22 protein-coding genes are annotated in these 19,340 nt (G+C 50.7%); 12 read left to right on the top strand and 10 right to left on the bottom strand.

Annotated features, from left to right (window positions below; genetic code table 11):
* Positions 1-312 precede the first annotated feature (312 nt).
* Positions 313-810: an RNA recognition motif domain-containing protein gene (locus ACFFJP_RS20415; protein WP_377248649.1), complete on the top strand. Its 498-nt coding sequence runs from the start codon at positions 313-315 to the stop codon at positions 808-810.
* Here ACFFJP_RS20415 and murI read toward each other — a convergent pair whose 3' ends face one another.
* Entirely contained in the window at positions 811-1,605 is a 795-nt protein-coding gene (gene murI / locus ACFFJP_RS20420; protein ID WP_377248652.1) for a glutamate racemase, read from the bottom strand.
* 129 nt (positions 1,606-1,734) lie between these two features.
* On the opposite strand from murI, the gene trmA reads away from it, so the two are divergent.
* Positions 1,735-2,829 (top strand): tRNA (uridine(54)-C5)-methyltransferase TrmA, encoded by a 1,095-nt coding sequence (gene trmA / locus ACFFJP_RS20425; protein WP_377248655.1) that lies wholly within the window; start codon positions 1,735-1,737, stop codon positions 2,827-2,829.
* A gap of 6 nt (positions 2,830-2,835) precedes the next feature.
* Here trmA and fabR read toward each other — a convergent pair whose 3' ends face one another.
* Positions 2,836-3,444 (bottom strand): HTH-type transcriptional repressor FabR, encoded by a 609-nt coding sequence (gene fabR, locus ACFFJP_RS20430; protein WP_377248658.1) that lies wholly within the window; start codon positions 3,442-3,444, stop codon positions 2,836-2,838.
* A gap of 104 nt (positions 3,445-3,548) precedes the next feature.
* Here fabR and ACFFJP_RS20435 point away from each other — a divergent pair, with 104 nt between their 5' ends.
* Positions 3,549-4,694, top strand: coding sequence for an acyl-CoA desaturase (locus ACFFJP_RS20435; protein WP_377248661.1), 1,146 nt, complete (start codon positions 3,549-3,551; stop codon positions 4,692-4,694).
* A gap of 113 nt (positions 4,695-4,807) precedes the next feature.
* Complete coding sequence (gene sthA / locus ACFFJP_RS20440) at positions 4,808-6,235, top strand: Si-specific NAD(P)(+) transhydrogenase (protein WP_377248664.1); 1,428 nt, start codon at positions 4,808-4,810, stop codon at positions 6,233-6,235.
* Between the two features lie 62 nt (positions 6,236-6,297).
* Here sthA and ACFFJP_RS20445 read toward each other — a convergent pair whose 3' ends face one another.
* From ACFFJP_RS20445 to nudC, 4 genes are all read right to left on the bottom strand, one after another.
* Positions 6,298-7,347, bottom strand: coding sequence for an alkene reductase (locus tag ACFFJP_RS20445; protein ID WP_377248667.1), 1,050 nt, complete (start codon positions 7,345-7,347; stop codon positions 6,298-6,300).
* A gap of 10 nt (positions 7,348-7,357) precedes the next feature.
* Positions 7,358-7,663, bottom strand: coding sequence for an ArsR/SmtB family transcription factor (locus tag ACFFJP_RS20450; protein WP_377248670.1), 306 nt, complete (start codon positions 7,661-7,663; stop codon positions 7,358-7,360).
* A gap of 171 nt (positions 7,664-7,834) precedes the next feature.
* A complete protein-coding gene (hemE, locus tag ACFFJP_RS20455) occupies positions 7,835-8,908 on the bottom strand; it encodes a uroporphyrinogen decarboxylase (protein ID WP_377248673.1) in 1,074 nt (357 codons plus the stop codon).
* A gap of 243 nt (positions 8,909-9,151) precedes the next feature.
* A complete protein-coding gene (gene nudC, locus ACFFJP_RS20460; RefSeq protein WP_377248676.1) occupies positions 9,152-9,949 on the bottom strand; it encodes an NAD(+) diphosphatase in 798 nt (265 codons plus the stop codon).
* Between the two features lie 146 nt (positions 9,950-10,095).
* On the opposite strand from nudC, the gene rsd reads away from it, so the two are divergent.
* A complete protein-coding gene (rsd, locus tag ACFFJP_RS20465; RefSeq protein ID WP_377248679.1) occupies positions 10,096-10,584 on the top strand; it encodes a sigma D regulator in 489 nt (162 codons plus the stop codon).
* Positions 10,585-10,673: 89 nt separating this feature from the next.
* Here the strand turns inward: rsd and bamJ are convergent, their stop codons facing one another.
* Positions 10,674-11,444 carry a BamJ family beta-barrel-assembly machinery protein gene (gene bamJ, locus ACFFJP_RS20470; RefSeq protein WP_377248682.1) on the bottom strand — a complete coding sequence of 257 codons (771 nt, stop codon included), beginning with the start codon at positions 11,442-11,444 and terminating at the stop codon, positions 10,674-10,676.
* A gap of 99 nt (positions 11,445-11,543) precedes the next feature.
* Between bamJ and ACFFJP_RS20475 the strand changes: the two genes are divergently transcribed.
* Both ACFFJP_RS20475 and ACFFJP_RS20480 read left to right on the top strand, forming a co-directional pair.
* The gene (locus ACFFJP_RS20475) at positions 11,544-12,530 is read left to right on the top strand and encodes a WD40 repeat domain-containing protein (RefSeq protein ID WP_377248685.1); all 987 of its coding nucleotides are present in this window, start codon (positions 11,544-11,546) and stop codon (positions 12,528-12,530) included.
* A complete protein-coding gene (locus ACFFJP_RS20480; protein ID WP_377248688.1) occupies positions 12,527-12,760 on the top strand; it encodes a SlyX family protein in 234 nt (77 codons plus the stop codon). The genes ACFFJP_RS20475 and ACFFJP_RS20480 overlap by 4 nt, the downstream gene beginning before the upstream one ends.
* 16 nt (positions 12,761-12,776) lie before the next feature.
* Here the strand turns inward: ACFFJP_RS20480 and ACFFJP_RS20485 are convergent, their stop codons facing one another.
* Entirely contained in the window at positions 12,777-12,983 is a 207-nt protein-coding gene (locus tag ACFFJP_RS20485) for a YheV family putative zinc ribbon protein (protein WP_377248691.1), read from the bottom strand.
* Between the two features lie 97 nt (positions 12,984-13,080).
* On the opposite strand from ACFFJP_RS20485, the gene ACFFJP_RS20490 reads away from it, so the two are divergent.
* The 3 genes from ACFFJP_RS20490 to ACFFJP_RS20500 all read left to right on the top strand — a co-directional run bounded on the left by ACFFJP_RS20490 (position 13,081) and on the right by ACFFJP_RS20500 (position 15,741).
* Entirely contained in the window at positions 13,081-14,997 is a 1,917-nt protein-coding gene (locus ACFFJP_RS20490) for an ATP-binding cassette domain-containing protein (protein WP_377248694.1), read from the top strand.
* A gap of 37 nt (positions 14,998-15,034) precedes the next feature.
* The gene (locus ACFFJP_RS20495; protein ID WP_377248697.1) at positions 15,035-15,535 is read left to right on the top strand and encodes a DUF2390 domain-containing protein; all 501 of its coding nucleotides are present in this window, start codon (positions 15,035-15,037) and stop codon (positions 15,533-15,535) included.
* A gap of 89 nt (positions 15,536-15,624) precedes the next feature.
* Positions 15,625-15,741 carry a DUF3149 domain-containing protein gene (locus tag ACFFJP_RS20500; RefSeq protein WP_377249179.1) on the top strand — a complete coding sequence of 39 codons (117 nt, stop codon included), beginning with the start codon at positions 15,625-15,627 and terminating at the stop codon, positions 15,739-15,741.
* A 137-nt stretch (positions 15,742-15,878) separates the two neighbouring features.
* Here the strand turns inward: ACFFJP_RS20500 and ACFFJP_RS20505 are convergent, their stop codons facing one another.
* The gene (locus ACFFJP_RS20505; RefSeq protein ID WP_377248700.1) at positions 15,879-17,459 is read right to left on the bottom strand and encodes a GMC family oxidoreductase; all 1,581 of its coding nucleotides are present in this window, start codon (positions 17,457-17,459) and stop codon (positions 15,879-15,881) included.
* Positions 17,452-17,961, bottom strand: coding sequence for a hypothetical protein (locus ACFFJP_RS20510; protein ID WP_377248703.1), 510 nt, complete (start codon positions 17,959-17,961; stop codon positions 17,452-17,454). Before ACFFJP_RS20510 ends, ACFFJP_RS20505 begins: the two co-directional genes overlap by 8 nt.
* A 50-nt stretch (positions 17,962-18,011) precedes the next feature.
* Between ACFFJP_RS20510 and ACFFJP_RS20515 the strand changes: the two genes are divergently transcribed.
* A complete protein-coding gene (locus ACFFJP_RS20515; RefSeq protein ID WP_377248706.1) occupies positions 18,012-19,016 on the top strand; it encodes a hydrolase in 1,005 nt (334 codons plus the stop codon).
* Entirely contained in the window at positions 19,016-19,264 is a 249-nt protein-coding gene (locus ACFFJP_RS20520; RefSeq protein ID WP_377248709.1) for a YheU family protein, read from the top strand. Before ACFFJP_RS20515 ends, ACFFJP_RS20520 begins: the two co-directional genes overlap by 1 nt.
* Positions 19,265-19,340: the final 76 nt, after the last annotated feature.

The following is a 19,340-nucleotide window of genomic DNA, read 5'->3' on the forward strand; positions in this document are numbered from 1 at the left end:
GCGTCTTTTTATCGACTATTTTTCACTTTTCAAACTCACCCGGCGTTCTGCGTTTCGCTTCACCCCGTCGGCATGGCGCGCATTATAGGTCGTTTTAAATCTCGCGCAAGACTAAATTTGAGAAAAGTTACGCTTTTGCGATCGTTCGGACAAATAAGCCGCAAAACGTGTATTTTCCGCACAAAAACATCCATTTTACAACCGCTTAGTTGCTTGGCTTCCTGCGAACTACTGGTTAAGATGCTGATTGACTACTATAAGTAGAAAGCTTTCTTTGTATTTACTTACCTTTTGCAGAATCAGGAAATTCATATGTTGCCAAGTTTAAGATCTTCCCTGCCATTTACCCTGGCACTCGCTATTATCACTTACCTTGTTTTCAGCTTTGTCTTAAGCAGTCTGGTGCTCAATACCGCCGTTGCAGTTACTCTTGGTGTAGTGCTGGCCGGTATTCTGGTACCGGTACTGGTGGAACTGAAGCCATTAGAATCTGCAGGCACAACTTCAGCGCCTAAAACAGTCACCGTGACCGCATCTGGTCCTTCGGTTACGCTTTATGTAGGTAATCTGCCGTATAAAGCAAATGAAGAGGCTGTAAGGGAGCTGTTCCAACAATCCGGCGCAGTAATCAATGTCCGGTTGATGAAAGATCGCCAAACTGGTCGCCGCCGTGGTTTTGGTTTTGTTGAAGTCGCAGCAAAGGACGCCAGCAAAGTGATTCAGAAACTCAACGACTTTGAGTACGAAGGTCGTACACTAAAAGTGCGTGAAGCAAAAGAACGGCAGGATAATGACGACAGTGATGAATAGCTAATCTGTTAATGCAGGTTTTGACCAATACTCGTATTGGTCAAAACCGAGTTCTGCCACTCGTTGTCTCTGTTGTGCATCAAGTACACCACTACTTATATATAAGTGGTGGTAATCATCAGACTGACCTGATATCGCGGGTAAACGCCCGATTAAGGTAATCACTCGTCGAGCAATGGCATCTGCGGTATCAAGTAATGTGGTTTGCGGTAGACAATGACTGAGTTCGGTTGCCAGGAAAGGGAAATGAGTACATCCCAGCACCAACGCCACTGGGGGTACTGACAACATATCCAACGCTTTCAGTTCTGCCTCAACCTGCACCTGTATATTCTGCCGATACCAGACCTTCTGCTCAGCCAGCCGCACCAGCTCACTGGACCCAGCGGTTCTCACAGTACAAGCTGAGGCGAACTCTGCTATCAGTCCTTTAAGATAATCACTACGGCAAGTAGCCGGCGTCGCTAGTACAGTGAAACCTTGTTGACAAAATTGTGCTGCCGCAGGTTTTATTGCTGGAACTGTACCAACAAAAGGCACGCTGAATTGGGTCCGTAAAGAGGCAACCGCCTGCGTCGTTGCGGTATTACATGCAATGACAATCAAATCAGCCCCTTTCTCCAGCAACAAAGCGGACAACTGTGCCAGCCGCGACTGAATAAAGGATTCGGATTTCTCGCCATATGGCAGATAGAAGTTATCCATTACATATATATAGCTGGCTGGCACTTTGGCACGAACCGCAGCCAAAATACTGAGCCCGCCAACACCGCTGTCGATAAATCCAATCCGCATGCTAACTCCTGCTATCTGCGGCGCTTATTTTGCCAGAAGCCACGTTATGACAACAGCACAGACAACGGTATTTGGATTCTATGCAAAAAGTCTCTAAAATGTGCGGCCCTTTTGTTCTGAGACCACATCATGCAACCAGGTCAGGTTTATCCGACGCAATATGCACAACTACTGGCCGACAAAGCCAACGACGTCCGTCAGCTGTTCAGTGCTTTTGCCATGCCGCAACCGCAGGTATTTGCCTCAGCACCACAACATTACCGTTGTCGCGCTGAATTCCGCGTCTGGCATGAAGGTGATGATCTGTACCACATCATGTTTGACCCACAGACCAAAACACGCCACCGCATTGATTATTTCCCGGTGGCAATCAAAACCATCGCCGATTTTATGCCGCGGCTAATAGAGGCGATAAAACGTCGCCCCTTACTACGTAACCGCCTATATCAAATCGATTATCTGTCAGGTCTAAGTGGGGAATTGCTGGTCTCACTGATTTACAAAAAGCCGGTCCCGGTAGAATGGGCAGACGAAGTCCGACAGCTCAAAGCGGAGCTGTGTACCGACCACCCGCTTGATTTCATCGGTCGGGCACGAAAACAGAAGATCCTGATCGACCGCGATTTTATTACCGAGCAACTGCACATTGAAAATCGGCAGATCAGTTATCAACAGGTGGAAAACAGTTTCAGTCAGCCCAATGCTGCTGTGAATCAACAGATGCTGAGCTGGGCTTGCCAGATCAGCAAACAGCTCAGTGGCGATTTACTGGAACTCTACTGCGGTAATGGTAATTTTTCGTTGGCGCTGGCACCCTATTTCCGTCAGGTCGTCGCGACTGAATTATCGAAAGTATCGATTAAATCAGCAGAACTAAATATCCGGCAAAATCAGATAAATAATGTGCAGGTACTGGCCATGTCGGCCGAAGATGTCAGTGCCGCGCTGGCGCAGGGCAATGCATTAAAACATATCGATTTAACGGGGCTGGCGCTGAATACTATCTTAGTCGACCCGCCGCGAGCCGGTCTGGACCTGGCTACAGTGCAACTGGTCAGCCGCTTTGATGACATCCTGTACATTTCCTGCAATCCGGCGACGTTGGCAGATAACCTGCAAACACTGACTCAGACCCACGAAGTTCTACAATTCGCGTTCTTTGATCAGTTCCCGTACACCCATCATATGGAGTCCGGCGTCTGGTTGCGGCGAAAAACTTCGTAACGAAAGTCAGTCTTTTGGCCGGCGACCATAACCGGCCGCACCGTGTGCCAACCAACGTAACTGCACTATGGTCCGCAAAGTAATCTGTATCCGGGTTTCCGGACTGGCGTCGAGTGCATCGGCGCCTGCGTGGAACACCAATGTCACCATCGCTTCGGCCTGCATCTGGGCATATTCGTCCGGACAGGCAGTTTCTTTTCGCAGGTAATCCGCCAATTCAGCACAGAAATGCTGGATCTCTCTTGCCACAGCGCGGCGGAATGCCGCCGAAGTGCCAGAACGCTCACGCAATAACAGCCGGAACACATTGCTGTTTCCAACCACAAATTCCATAAAAGTCTCGATTGACGTCCGGATCACGCTACCGTTTTTTTCGATACGATTCCGTGCCTGCCGCAATAGCTGTCGCAGCATTAACCCTGCTTCATCAACCAGCGTTAATCCTAGTTCATCCATATCAGCAAAATGCCGGTAAAACGACGTCGGTGCGATACCGGCTTCCCTTGCCACTTCACGCAAGCTCAGGCTGGAAAAACCTTTATCAGGGCTTAACTGGGCAAAAGCGGCATCAATAATAGCGCGGCGGGTTTTTTCTTTTTGCTGGGCTCTCGACACTGGTGTTACCTGTTAACTGATACGGTAAAACACCATTTTATACCTTGACCGCGCCTCAATGCACAGTAAAATTAGCTTACAGTTGTAAGCTAAAAGTACCCATCATGGAAAAAGAACCCATTATCTGGACCAACGTGCTGTTATTCAGTCTGACCTTTGCGGTCGCCGCGATCGGTGTACCGGTCTATGCCGTGCTGGTTGGTTTCAGCTGGACCGAAATCATCGCTACGATTCTTTGTCTGGGGTATTGCGGCATGTCGATCACGGCCGGATATCATCGTTTGTGGGCACATAAGACTTATGATGCGCATCCACTGCTGCAATGGTTTTTCGCCATTGGTGGTGCATTTGCTCTCCAAAACAGTGCATTGCACTGGTCTTCCGATCATCGGGTGCATCACAAATTTGTCGATCAGAATGACAAAGACCCCTATTCCGCTAAAAAAGGCTTTTGGTACAGCCACATCGGCTGGATGCTGCGTGAATATCAGGCACAGCGTTACCATGATTACAGCAACGTGCGTGACCTGCAAAACAACAAAATCGTGATGTGGCAGCACAAAAACTACCTGTTGCTGACCGTGCTGACCAACTTCGGCATTCCATTATTGTTGGGCGTACTGACCGGCAGCATTGTTGGCATGTTATTGAGTGTTGGCGTGCTGCGCCTGGTACTGAGCCATCACTTCACTTTCTTTATCAATTCGTTGGCGCACATTTGGGGTAAACAGCCATACACTGATCAGAATACTGCCCGCGACAACGGCTGGCTGGCGTTCGTCACTTATGGTGAGGGATATCATAATTTCCACCATATTTTTGAATTCGATTACCGCAATGGTATCCGTTGGTGGCATTTTGATCCAACCAAGTGGTTGATTAAAGGCTGCTCGTTTATCGGGCTGACCCGCAATCTAAAAGTGTGCCCGGAAGATAAAATCGTCAAAGCCAAAGCACTGATGCAGCTGAAACGGGCGCAAGCGCGGGCTATCCAATTGCAACTACCGGATGCTGAACAGTTGTTGCAGAAAATGGAACATGAGTATGCGTTATTGGTCGAGCGGATGCAGGCTTACTACGACTCACAGAAGCAGCTATTGCAGCAGAAGAAAGCCGGTTTTCAGCAGAAAAAAGACCAGCTTATGCAAAGTTATAACGACTTTGATTTGGGCAAACACTGCGCTGAGTTAAAGCAAAACTGGCAGCTACAGCAGCGTCAATGGCAGTTGTTTATCAGTCAATATGCCTAAGCTCAGGTAAAATAAGTAGAAAAGCCGACAGAAGTCGGCTTTTCTACTTCTGTTCCCTGAATTTCAGCTGCTATTATCATCGCATCGCGAGCAGGTAACAGGCGGAAATCCAGGTGTCCAATAAAAAGTCTACAACTCACACGCAAGAACAATTCGACTACGACGCAATCATCATCGGCACAGGTCCAGGTGGCGAAGGTGCCGCGATGAATCTTGCCAAAAGCGGCAAAAAGGTCGCGGTGGTAGAACGTCATACCCAGGTCGGCGGTGGTTGCACACACTGGGGTACCATTCCTTCCAAAGCATTACGCCACTCAGTCAGCCGCTTTATCGAATACAATGATAACCCTTTATTTCAGATGGATAATCAATCATCCAATTTGACCTTCCCGCAAATCCTGAAGCATGCAGCTGGTGTGATCCGCAAACAAGTGCGGCTACGCAGCAGTTTTTACGACCGCAACCGGGTAGAAGTTTTTGCCGGCGACGCCTCTTTTGTCGACAAGCATCATATAAAAATAGTGCCGCCGACTGGCCCGGAGCGAGTGATCAGCGCACAGACCATCGTCTTAGCGGTAGGCTCACGGCCTTACCGTCCGGCTAACGTCGATTTTAACCACCCGCACATATTTGACAGCGACACCATTTTATCGCTGAGCGAAGATCCACGTCATATCATCATCTTTGGTGCTGGCGTGATCGGCTGTGAATACGCATCGATTTTCCGCGGTTTAGGCGTGCGGGTTGATTTGGTCAATACCCGCGATCGATTGTTGTCTTTTATGGACGCTGAGATTTCGGATGCCTTGAGTTACCACTTCTGGAATTCCGGTGTGACTATTCGCCATGGTGAGGAATTTGAGTCGATTGAAGGCTTGGATGACGGCGTCATTTTGCATCTGCAATCAGGCAAAAAAATGAAAGCCGACTGTATTCTGTTTGCCAACGGTCGTACTGGCAATACCGATGCACTGAATCTGGAGGCGGTTGGCCTGAAAGCGGATAGCCGTGGCCAGCTTAAAGTGAATGAAAACTATCAGACCACCGTCGACAATATCTATGCGGTCGGTGATGTGATCGGCTATCCGAGTCTGGCCAGTGCGGCTTATGATCAGGGCCGCATCGCCGGCAACTCGATTATTCACGGTCACTGTGACACCCGACTGATCGACGATATTCCGGTAGGCATTTACACCATTCCGGAAATGAGTTCAGTCGGTAAAACCGAACAACAGCTCACTGCGGCACGGATCCCTTATGAAGTAGGCCGCGCCCAGTTTAAACATCTGGCGCGGGCGCAGATCGCCAACACCAGTGTCGGCAGCCTAAAACTCTTGTTCCACCGCGATACCAAAGAAATTCTGGGTATTCATTGTTTTGGTGAGCGTGCGGCAGAGATTGTCCATATCGGCCAGGCCATTATGATGCAGAAAAATGGCGGCAATAATGTCGAGTATTTTGTCCACACCACGTTCAACTACCCAACGATGGCCGAAGCTTATCGGGTCGCAGCAATGAATGGCTTAAACCGTTTGTTCTGATTGGACTGTTCCGCATAGCAAAACGCCGGCTACTGCCGGCGTTTTCTTTTACGCAATGCTAGTTACAGCGTCGGATAGTCGGTGTAACCGACCGGGCCTTTACCGTAAAACAGTTCTTTACGTGGTGGATTCAGTGACGCATCTGTAGCAAGCCGCGCCGGCAGATCCGGGTTAGCGATAAACGGGATGCCAAATGCAATTGCATCCGCTTTACCCTCTGCTAACCACTGATTGGCGGTCACTTTGTCAAACCGTTCATTGGCAATCACTACACCGCCAAACAGCTGCTTGAGCATCGGGGTCAAACTGTCTGCAGCCGCATGCTCACGCGTCGAGATAAAAGCGATATGACGTTTGCCCAGCTCAGTAGCAACATAACCAAAAGTTGCCGTTGGATTGCTGTCAGCCATGTCATGGGCATCCATTCTTGGCGCCAGATGCACGCCGACTCGGCCGGCGCCCCAAACGTCAATACAGGCATCTGTCACTTCAAGCAAAAACCGCGCGCGGTTTTCAAGCGAACCACCATATTGATCATCGCGTAGATTGGTACTGTCCTGCAGGAACTGGTCAAGCAAATAACCGTTGGCGCCGTGAATATGCACACCATCAAAACCAGCAGCTTTAGCATTGATAGCCGCCTGGCGGTAGTCAGCGATTGTGGTAGCTATTTCGTCGAGACTCAACGCACGTGGTGTGACAAAATCCTGCAGCGGCCGCACTAAACTGACGTGGCCGGACGGACGCACAGCACTAGGCGCTACTGGTGTCGCGCCATCAAGATAAAGCGGCGCCGAGACTCGGCCAACATGCCACAGCTGCAGGAAGATCCGGCTGCCGGCGCTATGCACAGCATCCGTGACCAGTCGCCAGCCGGCAACCTGAGCCTCAGACCAAATCCCCGGAGTGTCCGGATAGCCAACGCCCATGGCGTTGACTGAAGTGGCTTCGGTTAAAATCAGACCGGCACTGGCACGCTGCAGATAATATTCAGCCATCAACGCATTTGGCACACGGCCTTCGTCGGCGCGACAGCGCGTCAATGGAGCCATCACAATTCGGTTTTGCAGCGTGATATCACCCAGCTGCAGTGGGTCAAAAAGAGTAGGCATGGTTGCTCCGTTAAAGCTGTTGTTGCAAGCGGGCTAGAAATTCAGCAATGGCAGCCTCGTTGCGGGAGAAAAAATTCCACTGCCCCACTTTGCGGCTGCTGATAAAACCAGCGCGTTGCAAAGTGGCCAGATGAGCCGAGACTGTCGATTGCGACAATCCGGTTTTTTGATCAATTTTACCGGCACACACCCCCAACGACAGCGGGTGTTCCTGATCGGCAAAATACAACTCCGGTTGCTTTAGCCAATGCAGAATGTCTCGCCGCACCGGGTGTGACAGCGCTTTGATCATGTCGTCGATTTCAGTTGAGCTCATCTGTCCATATCCGTATATCGCGATAAAACGAACTATATATCGTAATTTATCGATATGCAAACAACTTTGCTGAGATGATGAAAAACACGCGGTGATAAAGGCAGGGAATTTGCAGCGACAAAAAGCAAAAAGCCAGTCGACTGACTGGCTTTTCTCTTTATCTACAATCGCTTAGATATTGTTATCGAGGTGATAAGTGCGGCTGAAAGACTGCACAGCTTCAATAAAAAATTTAACTTTTTCCGGATCAACATCTGGTGTGATGCCGTGCCCCAGATTAAAGACATGACCGGAACCCTGGCCGTATCCGTCCAGAATTGCCTGCACTTCTAAGCGCATGCGCTCTGGTGTGCCCAGCAAAAACGCCGGGTCCATATTGCCCTGCAATGCCACTTTGTCACCGATCCGCTGACGAGCTGAACGAATATCGACAGTCCAGTCCAGACCAACCGCATCACAGCCAGTTGCGGCAATTTCTTCCAGCCACAAGCCACCGTTTTTGGTGAATAACGTCACTGGTACTGGCGTGCCATCGACATTACGTGTCAGCCCGTCGACGATTTGCTGCATGTAACTTAAAGAATATTCACGATAAGAATTAGGTGTCAGTACCCCGCCCCAGGTATCAAAAATCATCACGGCCTGTGCACCGGCGGCGATTTGGGCGTTCAGATATAAGATCACGCTCTGTGCCAGTTTATCCAACAGGATATGGATAACTTCCGGCTCTGAGTACATGATTTTTTTGATTTTTGAGAAAGTTTTGCTGCTACCGCCTTCCAGCATATAAGTCGCCAGCGTCCACGGACTGCCGGCAAACCCGATCAACGGTACTTCGCCATTCAGCTCGCGGCGGATAGTGCGTACCGCATCCATCACGTAGCGCAATTCAACTTCAGGATCTGGAATCGGCAGTTGCACGACGTCCATAAAGTCACTGAGTTGCTTGGTGAATTTCGGTCCTTCGCCTTCACCGAAGTATAGGCCCATGCCCATGGCATCCGGGATAGTCAGTATGTCACTGAACAGGATTGCGGCATCCAATGGGTAGCGGCGTAGCGGCTGCAATGTGACTTCACAGGCCAGTTCCGGATTTTTACATAACGACATGAAGTCACCGGCCTGGGCGCGGGTCGCGCGATACTCTGGCAAATAACGTCCGGCCTGACGCATCATCCAAATCGGCGTGCGATCAACTGGTTGTTTTAAAAGGGCTCTTAAGTACCGATCGTTTTTTAGCTGCATCTTTGCTCTACCGTCATACTGAGTTCTGTCATTCTAGCAGCAACGCTGCCAGCACACTATCTTTGCAATTTAATGAAAATAATTCTGTTTTTCTGCATTTCTACACTTGCCAGCCTTGCAGGCGATTTGGTATAAAACTGCCGCGCTAGTGAAGAAAATTACAACGAAGAGCCCGATTATACGGGCCCGCTACTTAAACTTAAGCCACAATTGTGGCTTTTTTATTTGGTTTTACCAGTGTTTTTACTGAGCTTTATCAAACTCTTGCTGTAAATAACGGATCATCTGACCCGATAGCGTCTGTTCTGGTGGTATCTCAGGCAATTCATTTAGTCTAAACCAATCTGCCTCGGCAATTTCGTCTTCCTGACAAACAATGTCACCACTGACATAATCTGCATAAAAACCCATCATCAGCGAATGCGGAAATGGCCAGGGTTGACTGCCGGCATAACGTAAATTACCAATGTGAACACCCACTTCTTCGGCCACTTCCCGCACAGCGGCCTGCTCGAGCGTTTCGCCTGACTCTACAAAACCAGCAAGGATTGAAAAAAATCCTGGTTTATGCCGGCTTGAGCGCGCTAACAGAATTTGGTCGCCTTTGCGAATTGCCACCAATACACAGGGCGAAATGCGCGGATAAGTGCGATGTCCACATTGATGGCACAACATCGCCAGCTCCCAACTAACCAATCGCATCGCACAACCACACTGCCCGCAATAACGATGAGTTTGCATAAACAACGCCAGCTGGGTGGCTCTTGCCGCCAGCTCAAACCAGTGTGGTTCGGGATGAACGAGCAGCATGCGGGCGTTTTGCCACTGCTCTGGCTCAGTCAACTGGTCTTGATACACCGCCAGGACACATGGATGTTGCTGCCACTCGCCAATTTGACACAGCTGTTCTGGCTCAGACAGACCAAAATCGGCCCAATGGCCGAATGGTATCTGCGCTTGTGGCAACCATAACTTGCCCTGACACACGACAAACCAATGAGCCTGTGGCACACTGCGCAAGGTCAGACTGTGTTTCAACATGTGTATACCCTTTTGAAACAAGAAGAAGAACCATGCCATGATAACGGCACAGACTGCACCGACCAATGAAAAAATGTGTTGATCTTTATTGCAGAATTCTTTTTATTAGCAATATCAGACAGGTTAAGATTTACAAGGAACCGCTTATGTACAACCGGCTACAGAGTGCCCGGCAGCAATGGGGAGGCTCTCTGACAGCGATTGATAACTGGCTGGAAGAGCGGCAGCAACTCATCGTCTGTTATTGCAAACTCGCTGCATTACCCCCTTTTGACAAACAAAACGCCGATCAGCAGTTGCCTGAACAGCAACAAATTCAGCATTTTTGTCAGTTGCTGATGGATTATTTGTCGGCAGGTCATTTTGAAGTTTATGACCAGATAGTGTCGCAATGTGCGATCAATGGTGCGCACAGCAAGTCACTGGCGGAAGCTTTGTGTCCTAAAATTGCTGCATCGACCGATCTGGCGCTGGAATTCAATGACAAATTTGCTGATGAAAGCTCAGGTCAGACCCTGAGTGCATTTGATGCAGATTTATCTCAGCTGGGACAAGCGTTAGAAGAACGCTTCAGCCTGGAAGATGAACTGATTCAGACTTTATTTCTGAAACATACCCAAGGCGTCTCTGCCTGAACTGCATGTCCAAATGCGATTCGTGATATTGCAGTAAAGAAAAAGCCGGCATTGCCGGCTTTATTGCGTTTTATAGGGTGTCGCAATCACTACTTTTTTTCAGCTTCGCCTGCAGGTGCTGCTTCAGGAGCAGTGATACCGACCAGCTCAACTTCAAATACCAGTACGCTGTTCGCTGGGATTGGACCCATGCCATTCTCGCCGTAAGCCAGTTCCGAAGGCACTGTGAACTTGAACTTAGAACCAACGCCCATCAGTTGAACACCTTCAGTCCAACCTTTGATCACGCGGTTTAACGGGAATTCGATTGGTTCGCCGTTATTGTTTTTCTCAGTGCTATCAAACTCAGTACCGTCAGTCAGCGTGCCTTTGTATTTCACTTTGACTGTGTCTTCAGCTTTTGGCTTAGCACCGTCTGCCGCAGTGATCACTTCATATTGCAGGCCAGATGCAGTGGTCGTTACACCAGCTTTTTTGGCGTTCTCTGCCAGGAAAGCAACACCTTTCGCTTTAGCTTCTTCAGCTTTAGTTTTCGCCATTTCAGCTTGTTTGTTGCGGAATTGCTCATCCAGTGCAGTCAGGATTTTCTGAACTTCTTCCTCAGCCAGAGCTGGTTTGCCACCGCCGGCCGCATCCTGCACACCGCGCAGGATCAACGCTGCATCCAGCGTCAGGTTTAATTTTTTGTGTTCTTCAACGGCATTGTTCAGGTACTTACCGGCAGACAGGCCCAGTGCATAAGACTGTTTAGCGCTGTCGGTATCAAGCTTTGGTGCAGCTGGTTCAGCAGCTTCTTTCTGACAGGCCGACAATGAAATCAGGGCGGCGGCGATCAGTGACACCTTCGTTGCTACGCGCATTTTACTCTCCAAATAAACTGCAGACTTCACTGCAAAATTGTGTTGTGATAAACAGAAAGGACTACCCTTCAACCACGGCTATACTACAGGCTTGTGCGGATGACGTTAACACTTAGATCTAAATATCTGGCCGTTTTTCTCAGCCTTTGGCTGGTAAGCTGCACAGAAGTTCCAAAAGATTTGCTCCGGCAACAGGCGATCAGCGCGGAAGGTACAGTTGCAGGCGCTATCAGCCCGACCAGCCAGTTACTCGCGGTCAGCAGTCTCACCTCTGGTATTGTGATTTGGGATACCAACACTTCGAAGGCAAAATTCCGCTTAAGTCACGGCGATCCAACCCAAAACCTGGTCACACACCTGGTATTCAGTGCCGACGGCAAATATCTGCTCAGCGCCGATCCAAGTAACGCAGCGCTTTGGGATATGCAGGATGGTAAGAACCTTGGCTTTTGGGCGATGCAGGCGGGCGTTACCATCCGCGACATCGCCGTATCAGATTTTGGCCGCCACCTGCTGATTGGTCAGAGTGATGGCAAAATCCAACATATCACGTTGAAAAGCGGGCGCCGGCTCGAGTTTCAAGGCCATAGTGAGAACATCAATGCGGTCGCGATATCACCGAATGGCCGTTATGCTTTAACCGGCAGCAGCGACCTGCATAGCTATTTCTGGGATACCGACAGCGCGCAAATTCTGCAAAGTATTTCACACCCAAACCGGGTCACCCGGGTTGCTCTTGACCCGCAAGGCCGCTTTCTATTTAGCGCAGACAGCCTGCAACAGGCACAGATCATCGAGTTGAAAACAGGCCGATTGCTCAGTCGGTTGCAGTTAGATCGTGGCCGCGTATTTAGTACGGCGCGCTTTAGCAGTGACGGCAAATGGCTGCTGACCGGTTCTCCATCCCAACGCGTCAGCATCTGGAACGTCCAGACCGGTCAAAGAGTGAAAGATTGGAGCGTCAGTCCATCACCATATGCCAAACCACCGGGTGCAGTGGTGTATGATGTCGCCCTGCTTAATAATGGGCAGGTGCTGACCCTGAGTTCGAGTGGTCTGGCCGAATACTGGGAGTTCAAACCATGACACACACTCACGACAGTCATGAGCAATTGCAGCAGCAAGTGTTCGAACTGGAGAGCAAACTGGCTTTTCAGGAAGATACCTTACAGGCATTAAACAATGAGTTACTGGAGCATCAGCGCCGTATCGAAAAATTACAGCGTCATGTCCTGATCCTGGCTGAGAAACTACAGGGCAGCAGTGACAGCGGTATTTTGCGCACCGACGAAGAACCGCTGCCGCCACATTATTAACGACGGCAGCTCAACGTTATTCTGGTTTAAAGACACCGATCACGGTTTCAGCCGGCCGGGATGCCTTCTCGACAGCAGCGCCTGGCTGAGCCATCTGATAACCACAATGCACACACTCCACCTTCTCGACGTTGTTATCCAGAAACAACATCATGGTATCGGTGGCTTTGCACTTCGGGCAGCTGGCCCCGGCGATAAAACGCTTTTTTTTCCGGCTTTGCATCAGTTTCTGTGTCTCCGCTGAGGGAAAACCACGGCAATACTTGGTTTGCCGGGCCTTTCCGATTACATTAGCAGCCTCTTCCGACGGGTATGGTTTTATGATCCAACTTCAGAACATCGAATTGCGCCGTGGCGCGCAGGCATTATTACTTGACGCCGATCTTACCGTATTTCCGGGGCAAAAGGTCGGCATTATCGGCGCCAATGGCTGTGGCAAATCATCACTATTTGCGATGTTACAAGGCAAACTTCAGCCAGATGCCGGCAGCGCCAGCATTCCGGCCAGCTGGACCATCGCCACCGTGGCGCAGGAAACTCCGGCACTCGACATCAGCGCGATGGATTATGTACTGCAAGGCGATGAACTGCTATTTCCGCTGTTGTTGATGGTCCGTCATGCTGCCGCCGACACCGATTTAGTCGCGGTGCACCACCAGATAGAAACGCTGGACGGTTATCGCGCAGAAGCTAAAGCAGGTACGTTACTGGACGGGCTTGGGTTCAGTGGTGAGATGCAACAACACAGTGTGAAGTCATTTTCCGGTGGTTGGCGGATGCGGCTCAATCTGGCGCGGGCTTTGATGCAACGCGCTGAATTGTTGTTACTGGATGAGCCGACCAACCACCTCGATTTAGACGCAGTACTCTGGTTGGAAAAGTACCTGAGCAACTTTGACGGCACTTTATTACTGATCAGCCACGATCGCGATTTCCTAGATGCCGTGATCAACAACACCGTCCATATCGACAATCAGAAACTGAATCTATACCGCGGCAACTACAGTCAGTTTGAACGCCAGCGTGCTGAGCAAATGGCACAGCAACAGTCGATGTTTGAAAAACAACAAAGGCAAGTTGCACATCTGCAGTCTTATATTGACCGTTTCCGCGCTCAGGCCACCAAAGCGAAACAAGCGCAAAGCCGGATTAAAGCGCTGGAACGTATGACTTTATTGGCGCCAGCCCATGTCGATTCGCCGTTCCAGTTTGAGTTTTTACCGCCGCGGGCGTTGCCGAATCCGCTGTTGAAGTTGGAAAACGTTCGTGCCGGTTATGGCGAGACGTCCATCCTGCAGCAGATCAATTTCCAGTTATTGCCCGGCAGCCGGATTGGTTTGCTAGGTCGGAACGGTGCCGGTAAATCGACGCTGATCAAACTGCTATCGGGGGCTATGCCACCCCAAGCCGGTGACTTATGGTACGCCAATGGTGTCAGTATCGGTTATTTCGCCCAGCATCAGCTGGAAACACTACGCCCCCAGGATTCACCGCTGCAACATTTAGTGCGGCTGGCACCACAGGCCACCGAACAGAGCCTGCGCGATTTTGTCGGTGGCTTTGGTTTTCATGGTGATAAAGCTCTGGCGCCGTGCGGTCCCTTTTCCGGCGGCGAAAAAGCCCGGCTGGTACTGGCCTTGCTGGTTTATCAGCGGCCGAACCTGTTATTACTCGATGAACCGACCAACCATCTCGACCTCGACATGCGCGAAGCGATCGTGATGGCGCTGCAAGGCTTCGAAGGCGCAATTGTGGTGGTGTCGCACGACCGGCATTTACTGGCCTCGACCACCGATGAGTTTTATCTGGTGGCGCATGGCAAAGTCGCGCCTTTTGCCGGCGACTTGCAGGACTATTATCAGTGGCTGCAGAATGACAGCAAACTGCAGCAGCAAAAAGCCGAGCCCGCCAATGGCGAAGCGCCGGTGGCGCAGCAACGCAAAGACCAGAAACGGCTGGAAGCTGATTTGCGCAACCTGTTGCGGCCACTAAAACAGCAAATTGAAAAGCTGGAACAGCAACAAGAAAAACTGCAGGCGCGGCTCAATACTATTGAAACCGATCTGGCCGATGTTGGTCTGTATGACGCAGCCCGCAAAGCTGAGCTGACTAAACTGTTGGCCGAACAAACCAAGCTGAACAGTGAATTAGCCGATGTGGAACTGGCCTGGTTTGAAGCCCAAGAGCAGCTCGAGCTGAAAACGGAAAATTTCTGGCAGGCCAATGGTGTCAATTGACAAGGGGTTAACCGAAAAGAGGTCAACTGAGTTGCCGATGAAGACCGATCACGCAGAACAGTTCTGGCAGTTCAGTCTGGCGCTGTACCCGCTGCTGCAGACTGAATTACTGGCGTTACAAGACCAATACAACTGTAATATCAATGTGTTGCTACTGACCGCCTGGCGCCATGTGTTGGCGCCGCTGCCAGTGTTGATGCAAGGGTTAAGTCCACAGCATCTGACGACACAACAAATCCGCCAGCTGCGGCGTGATTTGAGTCGTCAGCTGAAAGACAAGCCTACCGACCCATTGTTGGCGCAACTGCGACAACAACTGCTGGCAACAGAACTAACGGCAGAACGACTTGAACAGCGTGCCTTGGTGCAGTGCTGTGCGGATCAAGCTCACTGCACTGTGCTTGCCACCACAGTCCGTCAGCAGTATCTGGAAAGCCATCAAGTGCCTGCGCCTATCCAACAGCAACTGGCTTTTGATCTGGATCAAGCACTGTTGCAACTGGGGCTATTACAGCCTTTTGACCCCGCCAAAGCTTGATCTGCATCAGGGTTTGGCGGCCTGGTGCTGACTAGACTGTCTTCATCAAGTCAATGGAGGCAAACATCATGAACCTGTGGCACGAATTTATGAATGACCCTGTCATTTTCATTTCTTTTACTGGTCTGGCAATTGTGTTGGGACTTTGTACATTTTACGCCGTGTATTTTATGTACAAAATTAGCCACGCCGGCCCGAACGATTAATCTGCGCTACGCTGTAGCGCGGCAAATTTTATCCTGCTGTGTTTTCTCGTCACTTGTACGACTGCGCGACGTTCCCGTCAGGTCCGACGCGCCTTTTGGCCCGAACTCTTTGCCAATGTTGCTGTCGGTATGAGCATTCACACCGACAGTTTTTTTATCAGCTCCATACAAATCCGCCAGCTCAACGCGTAAATCGTTAATTGTGGATTGGCGCCTAAACTGCTTGGCAAAATCGAGCCATCACAAATAGTCAGATTCTTCAGTTGCTGATGCTGGCCGAAGCTGTCGACCACCCCTGTTGCCGGATCCGCACTCATATTACAGCCGCCCATCACATGGGCTGAGGCTAAAGTTGCGCGATAACGCTGCAATGGAAGTTCCGCGATCGCGGCTTTCGCTTGCGGCCAACTCTGATACAAACGCGCGTCGTTATGGATCGGCAGGACAGCACTGGCTCCGGCAGCAAACTGCAATTCAGCCATCGCCAGATAAGCCCGGTGTACGCCATCCCACAGGTAGTCGGTCAGAGGATAATCCAGTTGGGGTTCACCAAAACTGTCGAGTTGTACTGCCCCGCCCTGTGCTTCGGGATGAAAGCCATCACGCAGCAGCGCAATCACCACTTGCAGGTGATTAAACTGCCGCATCAGGTCGGCATGCGATTCGGCAATCCCGGTCAATTTGCTCGCCATCAACACCGGATGCAAAGGCGGCACTTCCAGTTTAAAACCAATCTGTGCCTCGGTTGGCCAGACAAACTGGTCGGAATATATTGACTGAGGCGCACCTTTCTCCCCATGTACCGTTTCGCCGAACAATGCACCGGAAATTACACTGGGATGCAGATAAGTATGTTTCCCCAGACGGCCCGAAGGGTCAGGCACCTTTGAACGCAATAACAACGCCGGACTATTAATCGCGCCGCCTGCTAACAGATAGTGCCGTGCACGGATGCGGATTTTAAGCCGCGGGTCGGTCTGAAACTGCGCATCAACCGGCACTGCCCACAATTCCTGCACCTGATCACCACGCCACACCAGTTCACGCGCCGACACCCTGCTGATCAACGTGGCACCGGCATCCAGCGCCATCGGGATCGTCGTTACCAACATCGATTGTTTGGCATTGAGCGGGCAACCCATGCCGCAATAACCGGTATTGGCGCAACCTTTAACGTTGCGATGGATCACCGTGTAATCCCAACCCAAGGTCTGGCAACCGCGCTGTAAAATGCCGTTGTTATGATTCGGTGTCAGTGCCCATTCGCGGATATTCAGCCGGCCTGTCGCCAGATCTAAAAACGGCTCCAGACTACCAGTGCTGGCAAAATCCAGCCCAAATTCCTGTTCCCAGTATTTTAATGTGTTACCAGGGGTGCGGATCGAGGTCGTCCAGTTCACGGTAGTGGATCCACCGACCGTGCGTCCCTGCAAAATCGAAATGGCTTGATCCAATGTTTTGCGACCGGCGCCATCCTGATATAACTGCGGATAAGCCCAACGTTCTTGTTGGCGGAAATCACTGCTGGAATACAAAGCGCCATGCTCCAGCATTAATACTTTAAAACCAGCCTGCGTCAGCAGCTCCGCCGCAATACCACCGCCGGCACCAGTGCCAATAATGACCACATCTGTATCGAATTCCTGATCAGTACTAAGCGTGCTGGCATCAATATGTGACCAGCCACGGGCGAGTCCTGCAGCAATGGGATCATTCATAAGGGTTAAACTCCAGCGGCTGATACTGTAAGGCCGGCCAATGCTGTGGCTGACCATAGTAGGCGCCTAACAACAATTCACGCAGACCATGATAGGCCTGCTGCAAAGTGGCGAGATAACTGTCCCGCCAGCTGGTCAGTATTTGCAACCGGCTGTTGAGCGGGAGTTCATTCAAACTCAACCAGTGCCCGGTCAGCGCCAGTTGACCAAGCCGCTCCTGCAGCACTAAAAACAGTTGCTGCAATTGTTGTTGTTGGCTTCTGGGCAGATAGGGCAAAAACTGTAACACGGCGTCGCGGCTGCGGCGCAGAGCAGCTTGTTGCTCTGCTGCATCAGCTGGTAAAGCGCCTTGTAACAACACCGGTAGCAGGGCATCCAGTACCAACGTTGCGGCATCATTGCGGCTGGTCTCTGTGCTCTGCAGCACCGGATATAAAGTCAGGCCCAGACTCAGGCTGACACCCGCACCAAGGCCAAGCATGATAAACTGTCGTCTTTGCATTATTCTGGTCCGAACAGTTAAAAAACCATTGTTGTAGCAGGAGTTAAAAATTGCAAGCCGGAACTGCGCATCAGCCGCTCCCCCCGTTTAAACCAGCCTTAGGCCTGCGTAACGCGCACCTGCAAACTATTCTGGCTAAATATCTGGCGCCGCGTCGTGCGCTCAATACGCGGGTAGAGATCCTGCAATTGCCGGATCGGGACGAACTGCAGCTGAACTGGAGTCTGGATGCCGAAGACTGCAGCAAACCTTTAGTCATCTTGTTACACGGGCTGGAAGGCAATATCAGCAGCCACTATATCCGTGGCATGTTTCATAGCTTGCAGCAACAAGGCTTTGGCGTGGTCCTGATGCATTTTCGCGGTTGTAATGGGGTAGCGAATAAGTTACCACGTGCCTATCACTCCGGTGACACCGCAGACTTTGCGCTGTTTTTGCAACAATGCCGCCAACGCTATCCAGCACGCCGTTTAATGGCCATCGGCTTTTCGCTTGGCGGCAATGTCCTGGTGAAATACTGTGGCGAAAGCGGTAGCCAAAATCTATTGAGTGCCGCCGTGGCAGTGTGCGCGCCGCTGGCGTTGGCACCCAGCAGTGACCGCATCAATCAGGGCTTCAGCAAGGTCTATCAGCGTTATCTGCTCGGCCGACTCAAGGGGACGATGCAACGTAAACTGGCGGCGCATGCTGATTTTCCGCTACCGATCAGTGCAAGCGACATCCGCAACATTCGCAGTATCCGCCAGTTTGATAACTGCTTAACGGCCCCCTTGCATGGTTTTCGCGATGCCGAACATTATTACCAAAGCTGCAGCGGGTTAAATTTCCTGCCGGCGGTGCTGTGTCCATTATTGCTGATCCACGCGCTGGATGACCCGTTTCTGGCTGCGGCAGTGATCCCGCAACACTTACCGCCGCAAGTACAATTACATCTGAGCCGCCATGGTGGTCATGTCGGTTTTCTGTCTGGCACACCGTGGCAACCTGAATATTGGCTGGAACAAGTGATCCCGCAGTGGCTAGGCACGAAGTCTACTCAACAGGAACAGATCTGATGCTCATTCCCTGGCAGCAACTAAACAGCGAAACCTTACAACGACTGATCGAAAGCTATGTGCTGCGTGAAGGCACCGATTATGGTGATGAAGAAGTGTCTTTAGCCGACAAAGCCAATGCTGTATTACAACAAATTCAGCAGGGCCAGGTGCTGATCCTGTATTCAGAACTGCATGAATCAGTGGATTTGTTAACCAGACAGCAATATCAGCATTTATTACAGAATGATCCAGCAACAGATTGCTAATCTGTTGCTGATAGCTAGCTAACTTTGGTATTGTGCCTGTTCAGGATACAATATTCATCTGGCAAGGATTTAAGTT

Origin of the sequence: Rheinheimera tilapiae (assembly GCF_042432165.1) — a bacterium.
Classification (GTDB): Bacteria; Pseudomonadota; Gammaproteobacteria; order Enterobacterales; family Alteromonadaceae; genus Pararheinheimera; species Pararheinheimera tilapiae.

What these genes read in the sequence shown, in the direction of transcription:
- ACFFJP_RS20415 (WP_377248649.1), top strand. Translation starts at nt 313, where the DNA reads ATGTTGCCAAGTTTAAGATCTTCCCTGCCATTTACCCTGGCACTCGCT.
- murI (WP_377248652.1), bottom strand. Translation starts at nt 1,605, where the DNA reads ATGCGGATTGGATTTATCGACAGCGGTGTTGGCGGGCTCAGTATTTTG.
- trmA (WP_377248655.1), top strand. Translation starts at nt 1,735, where the DNA reads ATGCAACCAGGTCAGGTTTATCCGACGCAATATGCACAACTACTGGCC.
- ACFFJP_RS20435 (WP_377248661.1), top strand. Translation starts at nt 3,549, where the DNA reads ATGGAAAAAGAACCCATTATCTGGACCAACGTGCTGTTATTCAGTCTG.
- ACFFJP_RS20445 (WP_377248667.1), bottom strand. Translation starts at nt 7,347, where the DNA reads ATGCCTACTCTTTTTGACCCACTGCAGCTGGGTGATATCACGCTGCAA.
- ACFFJP_RS20450 (WP_377248670.1), bottom strand. Translation starts at nt 7,663, where the DNA reads ATGAGCTCAACTGAAATCGACGACATGATCAAAGCGCTGTCACACCCG.
- hemE (WP_377248673.1), bottom strand. Translation starts at nt 8,908, where the DNA reads ATGCAGCTAAAAAACGATCGGTACTTAAGAGCCCTTTTAAAACAACCA.
- nudC (WP_377248676.1), bottom strand. Translation starts at nt 9,949, where the DNA reads ATGTTGAAACACAGTCTGACCTTGCGCAGTGTGCCACAGGCTCATTGG.
- rsd (WP_377248679.1), top strand. Translation starts at nt 10,096, where the DNA reads ATGTACAACCGGCTACAGAGTGCCCGGCAGCAATGGGGAGGCTCTCTG.
- bamJ (WP_377248682.1), bottom strand. Translation starts at nt 11,444, where the DNA reads ATGCGCGTAGCAACGAAGGTGTCACTGATCGCCGCCGCCCTGATTTCA.
- ACFFJP_RS20475 (WP_377248685.1), top strand. Translation starts at nt 11,544, where the DNA reads ATGACGTTAACACTTAGATCTAAATATCTGGCCGTTTTTCTCAGCCTT.
- ACFFJP_RS20480 (WP_377248688.1), top strand. Translation starts at nt 12,527, where the DNA reads ATGACACACACTCACGACAGTCATGAGCAATTGCAGCAGCAAGTGTTC.
- ACFFJP_RS20485 (WP_377248691.1), bottom strand. Translation starts at nt 12,983, where the DNA reads ATGCAAAGCCGGAAAAAAAAGCGTTTTATCGCCGGGGCCAGCTGCCCG.
- ACFFJP_RS20490 (WP_377248694.1), top strand. Translation starts at nt 13,081, where the DNA reads ATGATCCAACTTCAGAACATCGAATTGCGCCGTGGCGCGCAGGCATTA.
- ACFFJP_RS20495 (WP_377248697.1), top strand. Translation starts at nt 15,035, where the DNA reads ATGAAGACCGATCACGCAGAACAGTTCTGGCAGTTCAGTCTGGCGCTG.
- ACFFJP_RS20500 (WP_377249179.1), top strand. Translation starts at nt 15,625, where the DNA reads ATGAATGACCCTGTCATTTTCATTTCTTTTACTGGTCTGGCAATTGTG.
- ACFFJP_RS20505 (WP_377248700.1), bottom strand. Translation starts at nt 17,459, where the DNA reads ATGAATGATCCCATTGCTGCAGGACTCGCCCGTGGCTGGTCACATATT.
- ACFFJP_RS20510 (WP_377248703.1), bottom strand. Translation starts at nt 17,961, where the DNA reads ATGCAAAGACGACAGTTTATCATGCTTGGCCTTGGTGCGGGTGTCAGC.
- ACFFJP_RS20520 (WP_377248709.1), top strand. Translation starts at nt 19,016, where the DNA reads ATGCTCATTCCCTGGCAGCAACTAAACAGCGAAACCTTACAACGACTG.